Source organism: Hyphomicrobium sp. MC8b (assembly GCF_905067615.1).
In the GTDB taxonomy this organism is placed as follows: domain Bacteria; phylum Pseudomonadota; class Alphaproteobacteria; order Rhizobiales; family Hyphomicrobiaceae; genus Hyphomicrobium_B.
Genome location: NZ_LR898465.1, coordinates 3885590 through 3899184 on the forward strand (window position 1 = coordinate 3885590; position 13595 = coordinate 3899184).

Annotated in this window: 10 protein-coding genes and 1 tRNA gene; 4 read left to right on the forward strand and 7 right to left on the reverse strand. The window is 60.6% G+C overall.

Going from position 1 to position 13595, the window contains the following annotated elements:
• Positions 1 to 29 precede the first annotated feature (29 nt).
• Together ACLB1Z_RS18625 and ACLB1Z_RS18630 are read left to right on the forward strand one after the other, a co-directional pair.
• On the forward strand, positions 30 to 1289 hold the full coding sequence (locus tag ACLB1Z_RS18625; protein ID WP_409561175.1) for an MFS transporter: 1260 nt from the start codon (positions 30 to 32) through the stop codon (positions 1287 to 1289).
• Between the two features lie 202 nt (positions 1290 to 1491).
• The gene (locus ACLB1Z_RS18630; protein ID WP_409561176.1) at positions 1492 to 2397 is read left to right on the forward strand and encodes a MipA/OmpV family protein; all 906 of its coding nucleotides are present in this window, start codon (positions 1492 to 1494) and stop codon (positions 2395 to 2397) included.
• A gap of 9 nt (positions 2398 to 2406) precedes the next feature.
• Here the strand turns inward: ACLB1Z_RS18630 and ACLB1Z_RS18635 are convergent, their stop codons facing one another.
• The 3 genes from ACLB1Z_RS18635 to ACLB1Z_RS18645 form a co-directional block, all read right to left on the reverse strand.
• On the reverse strand, positions 2407 to 5553 hold the full coding sequence (locus tag ACLB1Z_RS18635) for a multidrug efflux RND transporter permease subunit (protein ID WP_409561177.1): 3147 nt from the start codon (positions 5551 to 5553) through the stop codon (positions 2407 to 2409).
• A 1-nt stretch (position 5554) separates the two neighbouring features.
• Positions 5555 to 6751 carry an efflux RND transporter periplasmic adaptor subunit gene (locus ACLB1Z_RS18640; RefSeq protein WP_409561178.1) on the reverse strand — a complete coding sequence of 399 codons (1197 nt, stop codon included), beginning with the start codon at positions 6749 to 6751 and terminating at the stop codon, positions 5555 to 5557.
• Positions 6752 to 7018: 267 nt separating this feature from the next.
• On the reverse strand, positions 7019 to 8440 hold the full coding sequence (locus tag ACLB1Z_RS18645; RefSeq protein WP_409561179.1) for a PLP-dependent aminotransferase family protein: 1422 nt from the start codon (positions 8438 to 8440) through the stop codon (positions 7019 to 7021).
• Positions 8441 to 8551: 111 nt separating this feature from the next.
• Here ACLB1Z_RS18645 and ACLB1Z_RS18650 point away from each other — a divergent pair, with 111 nt between their 5' ends.
• Positions 8552 to 9412 (forward strand): DMT family transporter, encoded by an 861-nt coding sequence (locus ACLB1Z_RS18650; RefSeq protein WP_409561180.1) that lies wholly within the window; start codon positions 8552 to 8554, stop codon positions 9410 to 9412.
• Between the two features lie 15 nt (positions 9413 to 9427).
• Here the strand turns inward: ACLB1Z_RS18650 and ACLB1Z_RS18655 are convergent, their stop codons facing one another.
• From ACLB1Z_RS18655 to ACLB1Z_RS18670, 4 genes are all read right to left on the reverse strand, one after another.
• Positions 9428 to 11263 carry a methyltransferase domain-containing protein gene (locus ACLB1Z_RS18655; RefSeq protein WP_409561181.1) on the reverse strand — a complete coding sequence of 612 codons (1836 nt, stop codon included), beginning with the start codon at positions 11261 to 11263 and terminating at the stop codon, positions 9428 to 9430.
• A 74-nt stretch (positions 11264 to 11337) separates the two neighbouring features.
• A tRNA-Leu gene (locus tag ACLB1Z_RS18660) sits at positions 11338 to 11424 on the reverse strand.
• A 67-nt stretch (positions 11425 to 11491) separates the two neighbouring features.
• Positions 11492 to 12010 (reverse strand): thioredoxin family protein, encoded by a 519-nt coding sequence (locus ACLB1Z_RS18665; RefSeq protein ID WP_409561182.1) that lies wholly within the window; start codon positions 12008 to 12010, stop codon positions 11492 to 11494.
• Positions 12011 to 12124: 114 nt separating this feature from the next.
• Entirely contained in the window at positions 12125 to 13054 is a 930-nt protein-coding gene (locus tag ACLB1Z_RS18670; RefSeq protein ID WP_409561183.1) for a ketopantoate reductase family protein, read from the reverse strand.
• Between the two features lie 175 nt (positions 13055 to 13229).
• On the opposite strand from ACLB1Z_RS18670, the gene ACLB1Z_RS18675 reads away from it, so the two are divergent.
• Positions 13230 to 13517 carry a hypothetical protein gene (locus ACLB1Z_RS18675; RefSeq protein ID WP_409561184.1) on the forward strand — a complete coding sequence of 96 codons (288 nt, stop codon included), beginning with the start codon at positions 13230 to 13232 and terminating at the stop codon, positions 13515 to 13517.
• Positions 13518 to 13595 lie beyond the last annotated feature (78 nt).

Genomic DNA, 13595 nt, shown 5'->3' on the forward strand with positions numbered 1-13595 from the left:
TCATCTGCTTTGCGCGCCGGACTGACGCCATGCGCGGCATCGCTCGGTTTTGGCGGCGCGCGGGTATCAGGCCGACAGGCAGGAGCCAACTCGGCGTCGACGGCTTTGCGTTTTTCCTCGCCGATGCCCAGGTCGGGTTCGGCCCGTTTCTCACCGTCTATCTGACGTCGGAAAAATGGACGAGCGCCGACATCGGCCTTGTGTTGACGGTCGGCAGCATCATCGCGCTCATCGGACAGGTGCCCGGCGGCGCACTTGTCGATGCGATGGGACGGGAACGGACACTTGCCGCCACCTCGACACTGATGATCGGCGCGTCGGCGTTTTCGATTGCGATCTGGCCGCAGTTTACCGCGGTCTTCTTCGCGCAAGTCTTTCATTCTCTCGCGAGCGTCGTGACCGGGCCTGCGCTCGCGGCGATCAGCCTGGGGCTCGTCGGGCATAACCTGATCGGCGAGCGGCTCGGTCGAAACGCGCGGTTTGCGTCGCTCGGCAGCATGATCGCGGCGGCGAGCATGGGCGCGTGCGGTTATTATCTTTCGAGCCAGGCTGTGTTCTTCGTCGCGGCGGCGATGACTGTTCCGGCGGTGCTTTCGCTTTATCTGATCTCGCCCGCCGACTTTCATCGCGAGGAAGTGACGCCGAAGCCCAAAGCGCATTACGATATTCTCGACGCGGTACGGACGCTGGCGTCGAACCGGCCGCTGCTGATCCTGGCCGGAACGGTATCGCTGTTTCACCTTTCCAATGCGTCGATCATGCCGCTCGTCGCCAATCTCATTACGCAGCGTGCGAGCGACGCCGCGACGATCCTTGTCGCGTTGTGCATCATCGTTCCGCAATTCGTCGTGGCGATGATCTCGCCATGGATCGGGCGCTATGGCGACCGGCATGGGCGGCGGCCGTTGCTAATGCTGGGCTTCGCGGCGCTGCCCATACGAGCCGCGCTGCTGGCATCGAGTTCGGACCCGGTCGTCATGGTGGCGATCCAATGCCTCGACGGCATCTCAGCGGCGGCGCTCGGCGTGCTGGTTTCGGGCGCCGTCGCGGACGTCACGCGAACGTCGGGGAACTTCAATCTGGCGCTCGGATTTGTCGGCATCGCGATGGGCGTCGGCGCGTCGATCAGCACGACGCTGGCGGGTATCATCGCCTACGATTTCGGAGCATCGACGGCCTTCCTGACGCTGGCGTGCATCGGGCTGGCGGCTTTCCTGGCAGTTGTGCTGCTGCTGCCTGAAACGCGGACTGCAGAAAATAAGGAACATGAAAGCCCTATCGCGCGTTGAGCCGCAACCAGGGGATCATCCTCATTGGACGGACGGAATTTCGCGATGGCTCAAGTTGTTAGCCGCCGTTTCCTGCTTCTTGATCTGTGTCATCGCCGCCGTCTCGCGGTCGTCAGAACATCTTTTTTACGAATTTATGGTTCTTTAATTTTCCCAATAGGGCGCGTACACCATATCCCGATGGGCGCTGTTGGAGTGTTTTATGGCCCATAATCGGGGCAAGTCCGTTGCTTTGGATGGCCTAGCGGCATCACGCGTTCAGCGTCGGGTGTCCGTTGCCTGCAGCGGTTTCTTGGCGGCGGTGGTCTCCTGCATTGCTCCGCATGCGGCGCTCGCCGACGGCCCGTTCGACAACTCAATCGCCAATCCGACCATCGCAACGGCATCGTCCGACTGGGTTGTCACGCTCGGCGCCTGGGGAAATATCTCGCCGGAGTTTTCCGGTTCAAGCCATTACGATCTGGGCGGCTCGCCCATCGTCGACTTTCATCGGGTCGGCGATAAGGAATGGCTGAGCCTGCCGAACGACGGCATCGATTACGAACTGTTCTCGACCGATAATTTCCGCGCCGGTCCCGTCGGTCAGATCCGCTGGGACTTCGGCAATACGCGCGATCGCGGCCTGAAAGAGATCGGCAACACGGGCGTTGACCTTTCGCTTGAGATCGGCGCTTTCGTCGAATATTGGCCGGCGGAATGGCTCCGCACGCGCCTGGAAGCGCGCAACGCCGTCTATGGTGCTGAAGGCTGGGTTTTCGATCTGAGCTCGGATTTTGTGTGGCATCCGACCACGCAATGGACGGTCGCCGCCGGTCCGCGACTGTCGATCGCAGACAGCGACTACATGAATGCCTACTACGGTTTGAATGCGGCGCAGGCGGAAAGCGCCCACCTTTCGAAATACGAAGCGTCTGCGGGCGTGCGCTCGGCTGGGGCCGGCCTTTACGGCGAATACAAATGGACTGAACAGTTCTCGACGATGGCGTCGTTCGAATACGAGCGGCTGGTCGGCAGCGCCGGGGATTCGCCCCTGGTCAGCGAAGCGGGATCGCCGGATCAGTTCACCGTTTCGTTCGGCGCGAAGTATAGGTTCGTCTGGAGCCATTAGCGGCTTCGGTTATGGCGAGGGCGCGGCGTTCGCAGGACCCGCCTTGTCACTCGGCGCCTTAGAGTCCTCCGCCGATTTCGTCAGCCAGTTCGACAACCGATCCATGTACAGAAAAATGACCGGCGTCGTGAAGAGCGTCAGGATCTGGCTGATCGCAAGACCACCGACCATCGCATAGCCAAGCGGCTGGCGGATTTCAGCGCCTGTTCCAGCACCGATCATCAGCGGGACGCCGCCGAGCAGCGCCGCAAGTGTCGTCATCATGATCGGGCGGAATCGCAGCAGAGCCGCCTTGCGGATGGCTTCGACCGGCGACAGGTGCTCGTTGCGCTCGGCGTGAATGGCGAAGTCGACGAGCATGATGCCGTTCTTCTTGACGATGCCGATCAACAGAATAACGCCGATCATGGCGACCAGGCTGAAGTCGAAGCCGAATAGCATCAAGGTGATGAGCGCACCCGCACCCGCCGATGGCAACGTGGACAGGATAGTGATCGGGTGAATGTAGCTCTCGTAGAGGATACCGAGGATCAGATAGACGACGAAAAGTGCTGCCGCGATCAACAGCGGGATCGTCGTCAGTGATGCCTGGAAGGCTTGAGCGTTGCCCTGGAATGTCGTCTGCATCGAGGCCGGCAGGCGCAGCTCGCGCTCTGCGGCCCTGATCTGGTTGGTCGCCGTGCCGAGCGAAGCGCCGGGCGCGAGATTGAAGCTGATCGTTACCGCCGGAAACTGCCCCTGATGCGAGATCGACAGCGGTTCGGTCTTCCGTGTCGTCCACGAAGCGATCGTTCCGAGCGGGATGAGGCCGCCGGTCGTCGGCGAGTGGATGTAAAGCTTGTGGAGGCTGTGGGGGTCGGCCTGCACCTCGGGCGATGCTTCCATGATGACGTGATAGCTGTTCTGCTGGGTGAAGTACTGCGCGACCTGCCGCTGGCCGAACGCATCATAAAGCGTCGCATCGACCTCGTCGGGCGTCAGGCCGTAACGCGAGGCCTGATCGCGATTGACTTCGACCTTCAGCGTCGTGCCTGCCATCTGCTGATCGGTCGCGACGTCGCGGAGCGTCGGCAGCGTCTTCAGTTTTCCGAGGATTCGCGGTGCCCAGGTGTTAAGCTCGTTGGTGTCGGCGTCCTCAAGCGTGTACTGGAATTGCGTGCGCGACGCACGGCCGCCGACATTCACATCCTGCGCCGCCTGCATGAAGAGGCGAACGCCTTCGAGCTTTGCGAGCTTCGGCTGCAAACGGCGGATGACCTGGAATGCCGACGCATCGCGCTCGGACTTGGGTTTCAAGGTGATATAGACGCGGCCGCTGTTGAGCGCGGGCGTCGTTCCGCCGGCGCCGATTGCCATTGCCACTGTCGCGACAGCCGGATCGCTGGAAACAACTTTGCCGACTTCCTCCTGATACTTCATCATGGCGTCGAATGAGGTGTCTTCGGCCGCCTCGGAGATGCCGATAATGAGGCCGGTATCCTGCTGCGGGAAGAAGCCTTTCGGGATGGTGACGAAGAGATAAGCGGTCAACCCCAACGTCGCGAAGAATGTCATCAGCGTCAGGAACTGATGGCGAAGAACGAAATCGAGGCCGCGGCTGTAGCCATTGAGCAGCGCGTCGAAGCCGCGTTCGCTCAGTTTGTAAAGGCGGCCGCGCTGTACCTCCTTTTCGCTTTTCAGGAAGCGCGAGGCCATCATCGGCGTCAGTGTCAGCGCGACGAAGCCAGAGACGGCAATCGTCATTGTGACGGTGACCGCAAATTCGCGGAACAGGCGGCCGATAATGCCGCCCATCATCAGCAACGGGATGAAGACGGCGACGAGAGAAATGCTGATCGAGACGACGGTGAAGCCGATTTCGCGCGCCCCCTTCATCGCCGCATCGAACGGCTTTTCGCCGTCTTCGACGTAGCGCACGATGTTTTCGAGAACGACGATGGCATCATCGACGACGAAGCCGACGGCGATCGTCAAGGCCATGAGCGACAAGTTGTCGAGGCTGTAGCCCAAGACATACATCAGCGCGCAGGCGCCGAACAGCGCCAGCGGTACCGTCACGCTGGGAATGATTGTCGCCCAAAGGCTGCGCAGGAAAACAAAAATAACGGCAACAACGAGCGCCACCGAGAGCAGCAGTGTGAATTCGACATCCTCGATGGACGCGCGAATCGTCTGCGTGCGATCGCTCAGAATATGCACCTTGAGCGCCTTGGGCATCGCCGCCTGAAGCCGCGGCAGCTCGGCCTTGATGCGATCGACTGTCTCGATGACGTTGGCGCCCGGCTCCTTGAAGATAATCAGGAAGACGCCGCGCTTGTTGTTGGCCCACGCCGCCTCCTGATCGTTTTCCGGCCCAACGATTGCCTTGCCGACGTCCTTGATGCGGATCGGGGCGCCATTGCGGTAGGCGATGATGACGTCGTCCCAGGACTTCGCGTCTGTCAACTGATCGTTGGTGTAGATCGTATAGCCGCGATTGGCGGATTGGACTGAGCCCTTAGGGCTGTTCACCGTGGTGATCGAGAGCGGCGTTCGCACATCTTCGAGCGTCAGGCCGCGGGCGTAGAGCTTCGCGGGGTCGAGCTGAACGCGGATCGAAGGCTTTTGCTCGCCACCGATCACGACCTGACCGACGCCGTTGATCTGGCTGATCTGCTGCGCGAGTTTTGTATCGGCGTTGTCGTCAACCTCGGTCAGCGGCATGGCGTCGGAGGTGGCGGAAAGCAGCAGGATCGGGCTGTCCGCAGGATTGACCTTGCGATAAATCGGCGGCTGCGGAAGGTCTTGCGGCAACTGCCCGCCAGCGGCGTTTATCGCGGACTGAATGTCGTTGGCCGCGCCGTCGATATCGCGATCGAGATCGAACTGCACGACGATGGTCGTGACGCCGAGGCCGCTGGTCGACGTCGTTTGCGTCACGCCGGGAATCTGCGCGAATTGCCGTTCAAGGGGCTGCGCGACGTTCGATGCCATCGTCTCGGGGCTTGCTCCGGGAAGATTGGCCGAAACCTGGATGGTCGGAAAATCGATCTGCGGCAACGGCGCGACCGGCAGATTCATAAATGCGATCACGCCGACGAAAAGAATGCCGACCATGATCAGCGACGTCGCGATCGGGTAGCGAATGAACGGACCTGAAATGCCGCCGCTGTCCATGTTACTCGGCCTCGCCGGACGGGCGCTTTACTGGCGCGGTCATAACTGACGCGGTGGTGTGCGCGGCCTTTTCCTTGCGGTTATTCTGCTCCGTCAAATCAACGAGCGTTCCGGGCGCAAGGCGATAGTAGCCGGATGTAACCACGCGCTCTCCGGGTTCGACGCCACTTTTGATCACGGCTTCACCATTCTGGATCTCACCGATCACAAGTTTGCGCATCTCGATCCGATTGTCGGGACGCACAACGTAGGCGAACAAATTTTCAGGGCCGCGCTGGACGGCTGCGTCGGGAATGACGACGACGTTCTTTTCCGTTCGGATGAGCAATCGCGTCGACACCGAGAGGCCGGGCCAAAGCACATGATCGGCGTTGGCGAATTTTCCCTTGAGCTTGATCGTGCCCGTCGTCATGTCGACCTGATTATCGACGAGCGACAACTCGCCCTTGCCCAGTTCGCGCTTACCATCCGGAGTATAGGCAGCGACCTGCAGAGCGCCGTGCTTCAACTGATCGAGGATGCTCAAAAGCTTTTGCTCAGGCTCCGTGAAGATCACGGCAATCGGTTCGATCTGCACGATGGTCGCGACGCCGCCGGTGTCGGTCGCGTGGATGATGTTGCCTTGATCGACCAGGCGAAACCCCATGCGGCCCGAGATCGGCGCGCGGATCGTCGTATAGGTGAGCTGCACCTTGGCGTCGTCGATGGCGCCGGCGTCGGCCGCGATCAATGCTTCCTGCTGATTCACGGCCGAGCGCTGCGTGTCGATCTGCTGTTGCGTTGACGCCAACGGTCCCGCATTCACGAAACGATCGAGATCGCGTTTTAAATTGACGAGGTCGGCTTCGTCCTGAGCTTTTTTAGCGACGGCCTGATCGAGTGTCGCTTGAAACGGCCGCGGATCGATTTGGATCAGAAGATCTCCGGCCTTGACGAACTGGCCTTCCTGGAACGCAACCTTGTCGATCTCGCCATCGACTCGCGAACGCACGGTCACGGTATTCCACGCCTGCACGTTGCCTAAGCTGTCATAGTAAACGGGAAAGTCTTTGCGTTCCGCGGTCGCGACGGTGGCGGGAACGGCTTCTTCCGGTTTCTTCTTTTCGGCGTCGGCAGGATGCTCGCGCATCCACGCCGCATAACCCGCGCCCGCAACGAGCGCGATGATTATCGGCAGGACAAAACTTTTGGCACGCATCCGCGATACGTCCGTTTCCTAATGCGTTTCTATGCAAAGTATCCGAGGCCAGTCGTCGCCCCCGATTAACGACGGTTCAGAAAGGCAGTTCCGTCGCTGCCTGCCCGACAAATCGCGTTACAAAGTGGCAAGGGACAGCCCGAGGCCCACACTATCGCTTAAACAAGCGGAACTCTTTCCCACAGTGAATGACGCGTATGAATTGCGTGCGTATTTGAAAATTCTTTAGCAACGGCGTCGCGAGGGTAATCGGTCACGCGACAAATATCATTCTGCCGCCCCGCGATTTCCGGCGTCGATGGCGCGGCGCATAACGTCCCATACCCGCGGATCAGTCGATTGTGCGACGTTGACGCGCAGAAATTCCGACGCGGTATCCGATACGCTGAAAACGTTTCCTGGAGCGAGCACAACGTCTTCCTTAAGCGCCGCTCGCGCGACAGCCGCCGAGTCCCGTGCATTGGGCAGCTTGCACCAGAGGTGAAAGCCGCCGCGGGGCATCACCCACGGCTCGATGTTCAAATCACGTAGTTTATCTGACGTCCGACGGCGCAACCTTGCCAGCTTCGATCGAAGCTCATCCATGTGCTTGCGATAGCCGCCGCCGGTGAGCACGTCGGCCAGCACTTCGGTCGCGACGGGGCTCGGGCCGCCAAAACTGGTCGCGACCTGGAGGTCAACAAGATCTTCGATCCAGTCGGGCCGCGTGGCGATGTAACCGCAGCGTAGGGACGCCGAAAGTGTCTTCGAGAAACTACCGATACGAATGACGCGTCTCAAACCGTCCAATGCGGCGAGGCGCGGAGACGGGTCGGGTTCGAGATCGGCGAAAATGTCATCCTCGACGATCGTCAGGTCGTGCGCCTCTGCCGCACTCAACAGGCGATGAGCGGTCTGCAACGACATCGTTGCACCGGTCGGATTATGCAGCGCGGAGTTGGTGATGTAGAGGCGCGGCCGTTCGGAAGCGAGGATGGCTTCAAAACGTGCAACGTCTGGACCCGACGGCGTATAGGGTACGCCAACGATCTTCACCTGATGCACGCGCAAAAGCGCCCGAAAATTGAAGTAGCAGGGATCGTCAATCAAAGCCGTATCGCCCCGACGCAGCAGGAAGCGGCAAATCAGATCAATCGCCTGCGTGCCCGATGCGGTCAGCAGAAGCTGATCCGGCGTCAACTCAAGCGCGTCTTCTGCGAAGCGCGCGAGCAGATGGCGGCGCAAATTTATCGCTCCACGCGTGCTGCCGTATTCGGTCAGCAGATGATCGTCGGCGCGCGCAAACTTGCGAAAGGCCCGACGCAAGTCCTCGCCCGGCATCCAATCTGACGGTAGCCAACCGCAGCCCGGCTTCAAGACGCGTGCATCCGCTTCGAGAGATTGACGCGAAACCCAAAACGGATCGACGGCGCGATCGAGCTTGGGGCCGGTTTCCTTGAAAGCGAGCGGCGGCAGCGCCGTTCCCGACACGTAGAAGCCGGAACCTTTCCGCGCCCGGATCAGGCCCTCGGCCGCCAGCCGGTCGTAAGCTTCGACAACGGTCGACGGGGAGACACCCATTGTCGCCGCGAACCGGCGGACGGACGGCAATCGGTCTCCGACCGCCAAAGTGCGTTTTGCGACTTTGGCCCGGATCTCGCGCATGACGGCGTCGGTGCGGGTTGCGCTGCGATTCTTCAATTTCTTCATGTGTATGGCTTTTTGTATCAGTACAGTTTCTTGAAATTGTACTGCATTGTGTCTGGGCGCGCCAGTCAGCCCCATCTAAGTCTATCGGCCTTCAGCACTATGGGAGGCGATATGAAATCCTCGGCCGACGGATGGATCAGCGGCCTGATCGGCGTGATCATTTTCAGCGGGTCCCTGCCGGCGACGCGCGTCGCCGTTTCTGGATTTTCTCCGTTATTTTTGACGTCCGCCCGCGCCGTCATCGCTGCCCTGCTGGCGGCGATGCTGCTGATCGCTCTGCGGCAGAAAAAGCCCGACCGCGGCGAGCTTCTGCCGCTCGGCATCGTGGCAGCGGGCGTCGTCATAGGATTTCCGTTGCTGACGGCGATCGCGCTCCAACACATCACGTCGGCGCATTCGATCGTGTTTATCGGTCTCTTGCCGCTTGCGACTGCGATCTTCGCCGTCGTGCGCGGGGGCGAGCGACCGAAGCCCTTGTTCTGGCTCTTCTCAATCGTGGGAAGCGCGACGGTTGCCGGCTTCGCCTTCGGTCACGAGGGAAGTGCGTCGCCCGTCGGTGATATTCTGATGATCTGCGCGATCATCGTTTGCGGCTTGGGCTACGCCGAAGGCGCCAAACTCGCTCGCCAGTATGGCGGATGGCAAGTCATATCATGGGCGCTGGTCTTTGCCGCGCCGGCAATGTTGCTGATTGCGATTGCGACGCTGCCATCGTCGTGGGCCGACATTGGATCGGCCGCGTGGATGGGCCTGGCCTATGTCTCGGTCTTCAGCATGCTTATCGGTTTTGTCTTCTGGTATCATGGACTGGCAATCGGAGGCACTGCAAGCGTCGGTCAGCTGCAGTTGCTGCAGCCGTTTCTCGGCCTCGCGTTCGCAGGGCTTGTGCTGCACGAGCCCGTCGCCTGGACAATGATCGCGGCAACGGGCGTGGTCGTGGTTTGCGTCATGTTCGCCAGGCGCTTTGCATGACGCGACGCAATTCCCTTATTCGGCGGCGGGTTTGTCCTGACGTTCGACCCAGAAGTAGTACATGCCGTCGAACGTGTGGGGTTTCAGCAGCTCAAAAGCCGCCCAGTCGGCAAGTGTGCCGGCGGGGGCGGCGGCGGGAAACAGAGTTGCGAATTCCTGCAGCACGTTCGCGTCCAATGCGAAACCGCGAAACACGAGGCCTTCATCATCGAGGAACTGTGCTATCTCCTCGATCGTCACGGTTGCTTCGCTTTCGTGCAGGACGAGATCGCGGAATGTGTTGAGTGCATAGAAATCGCGGCTTTGCTTGACGTAGCTCGCCGCAGTTCCATCATCACGCAGCAGCAGCGACCGGCGGTAGATGCGCGCAGCAGAATCCGTACAACCTGCGCCGGGATAATCGGGGTGGTCGCGCAAATCGCGAAGACCTTGCCGCGCCGTCGCGCTGTAGAGCCCGATGTTCATCAACCCCGACGGTTTCAGGCATGACAGCAATGCGCGCCAGCCTGCACGCCAGTCAGCCATGTGGTGCAGAACGCCGACGCAATAGATGAGATCGAAGCGCCGTTCCAGGCGTGCAACATCGAGAATGTCGGCCTGGACGAACGAGACGTTGGTGACCTTCTCACGCGCGGCCATGACGCCGGCGTAGGCGAGGCTCGCCCGCGAGATGTCGATGGCGAGCAGCCGCGCTTTGGGGCCATGCGCCGTCGCCGACATCAAAGCCTGTTGCCCGGTGCCGCAGCCCGCAATCAGGACGTCACATTCCTTGTCCATGAACGCAAAGCAATCTGCAGGCATCAAGCGGCCGAGGTAGCGTTGCAGCGCACCGGGCGCCGAACGCTGAACCGTTTTCCAGCGCGGATAGGGCGAGGCTTCGTACTGGCGCGCAACCTTCAGCGAGGTTGCATCAGAAAGCGCACCGACTGCCGGGATCGACTTGGCGGCAGCGTCTCTGTCGGCGCGTTCGAGAATTTGTGCGCTGAGCGTTTCGCGGAAACTTTTCGGCTTCAAGACGCGCATATCGTCCACGCCGAGCGGTGGCGACACGATCTCCTCCAGCGGTCGATACAGGGCCGCGCACAGGAACGCGCGCGTCGTCGGCATATCGGCCGCCAGCAGCGCGGCGCGCTCGATCTCCAAGGCGGAGATTGCGTCTGTCTCTTGCGAGGTTTCGGCCCAGGCAAAGTCGTTGTTCCAGCCTTGAACCATCAGTGCCAGCGCAAGATTAAAATGATCGCGGTCGTCGAACAACGTGCGGCCGCCATCGAGCAGGATCGCTGCGCGCACCCCTGTGAGCAGGCGTTCGTTGTCGATGCTCTTGACGATGCCCTCGCGTAGGCAGAGGCAAAGCATTTCGTGTTCGGCGCGGCCGAGGTGACGTAGCTTACCGAGGATAGCGCGGCCCGCTTCCAGCTCACTCTTTTCGCCGCTTGCAATACGACGAATGCCATCACGCCAATCTGCGTTCTGCGTCGACAGCCATTGCAGGCCCGCCTCGGTGATCGGCTGAAGCGCGACGTCGCGGGTTTGCAGCGCGGTGCTCAAGCCCGCGGCCGTCAAAACGGCACCGTCGTCGACGCGATAGCGGGTGAACAGCCGCGACAACTGCGAAGCCGCCGCGAACGGGCTCGCCGGCTTGCGTTGCAACACCTGGATGAGCAGCGACGCGGCCTTGCCGATGTGGCCCAAGTTTTCTTCAACCACAGCGAGGTTGTATCGCAGATCGAGATTGCCAGCGTCGAGCGCGATGGCTTGCTCGAAAAATGCGGCGGCGCCTTCGAATTCGCCGACCTGCGCTAGGCGCAGAGCGTGTTCGGCAAGCTGGGCTATCGATTCACGCTTTCGCAAGGCGCTTACGACTCTGTTTGGAAATGCGAGTTGGCACCAGCGTACATACCCGCGATCGTTGTCAATTCGACAAATGGTGCGGACGGAGGGACTCGAACCCTCACGACGTTACCGTCTCAGGATTTTAAGTCCTGTGTGTCTACCGGTTCCACCACGTCCGCGTTGCCGGACCTTATGGCGGGTCAGAGGGGCGAGCGCAACACGCTGAGGAAAAGTTCCGAAGAATTATCAGATCGGGCTTTCGCTGGATGGCTGCGGGTCGGTCGCAGCAGGCGCAATGTTGTAGACGCTGTGCGCTTTCTTCATCAGCGCCAGCAGTTCAGCCGGACTGTCGACGTTGACGGAATGGGGATACTGCGGATCGGTTCCGATGAGCTTGTCGGAGACGTTGCCATCCGAATCAAGAAAGAGCGTGCGCGGGACGTAAGAGCCGTCCGGCTGGAAGGCGCCATTGACCTCTTTTTCCTGGTCGGCGTCGACCAGGATCATCACAAAATCACGCGAAGCTGCAACCACGGCCGGGTCCTTGAAGACCTGGCGGAACCGTTTGCAGACGGAGCACCATGTGGCGTGAAATACCATGATGACAGGACGGCCCGTGTGCGCCGATTCATAAATGCCGGACCGTGCGTCGCGCCAATTAATCTCAGCGCCGTTCCATTCGTCAGCGTGTGCAGGAGCACGCGCGTCCGCCGTTGCTGTCAGAGCGAACAGCGCGAACACAGCGGCGGCGAGCATACGGATCATGCCGGATCTCCAGGCTGAAGATGATTTCCGTATTAGTCTCGCAACGGCGAATTGGAAACAAGGCAGACGCCGCAGCCGGATTAACAAGTCGTAATCATACGGGCTCTATAGCGATCAACCGGGCTTAACGGCCGCACAGCGGTTCTCATAAGCCTGCAAATGGAGATAAGCGAGATCGAGAAGCGGCGTCGCGACGCCATGCGCCCTGCCGCGGCGGATCATGTCGCCGACGATTTGGTCCGCCTCGATTTGCCCACCGCGCTGGATATCGCGCAGCATCGAAGCCGACAATGTCGAAGCCGGATCGGTCAGGAAAGTCCGCGAAAATTCCATCATCTCAGGCTGAGGCGGATAACCGTTCGCGCCGGCAATGGCGGTGCATTCGTTCAGCACATTCAGCGTAAACTCTGCTCCGTGCGCGGCGCGCACGATGTCGCCGACGCCGGCGCGCATCAGACACGTCGATGCTGCGAAGGCGGCGAGGAAGTACCACTTCTCCCACATCGCCAAGATGATGTCGTCGGCATGGCGTGCTTCGATGCCGCGAGCGAGTGTCTCGTAAAGCGCCGTCGCCGCCGCCTTCTGCCCGGCGAAGCGCGCGCCCATCGTCAGCGTCGACAATTGCCCAAACTGGCGGATAATCCCGTCTTCGGTCAGCGTCACGCTGATATGGGTAAGACCGCCGAGCACGCGCGCAGCGCCGAACGCAGCATCGAGCGTATCGAGATGCTTCATTCCGTTGAGCACCGGCAAAATCAGTGTCTTGTCCCCGACAGCCGGGCGGATCGCCTCTATCGCGCTGTCGAGGTCGTAGGCTTTCGCGCTGAGGATGACTGCATCATACGGCGCGACGATCTCGTCGCGGGTTATGGCTTTGACGGGGATATCGAGACGCCCGTCCACGCTTTCGATCTTGAGACCGTCGCGCGCCAACTGCTCGCGGCGCTTCCGGCGGACGAGAAACGTCACGTCGACACCAGCCTTCGCCAAATAGCCGCCGAAATAGCCGCCAGTCGCGCCGGCGCCGAGGAACAGCAGTTTCATTGCGTTTCGCCTCTCATTTCAATCATTCGATGCAACCGAACGGGGCGTCGATCACATCTTGTTCACGACATTCGCGATCGGACGCACGGGGAGTTGTGTGGCGGTGAACGGGTTGAGTGTCTATCTCAGATTCATCACAGGCGGCATGTGCGCCGCGCAGTTTAATGGAGCTTACATGACTCGCATAATGTTAATTGGATTGGCGCTGACCGGCATGGCGCTTCCGGCTTATGCCGACGAAGCAGCGACGAACAACGGCGCGTCCGCGGCTGCTTTCAGTGCCGAACTCGCAAACGCGGCAAACGCCGAGCAGGCGCGCGTGCAGTTAGCGCATCAGGGTTATACGGGCATTTCGCCGCTTTATCGCGGTGAGCAAGGCCAGTGGGTCGGCAATGCCGTCAAGGATGGCAGAACAGTCATCGTGTCGGTGCTGCTGCCGCAGGCGCAGGGCCTGACGAACTAATCTCGACGATTACCCCACCGGATTTCAAGCCCAGCAGTCCGGATAAAACTCAAGCGCCTTTCAAATGAAAGGCGCTTT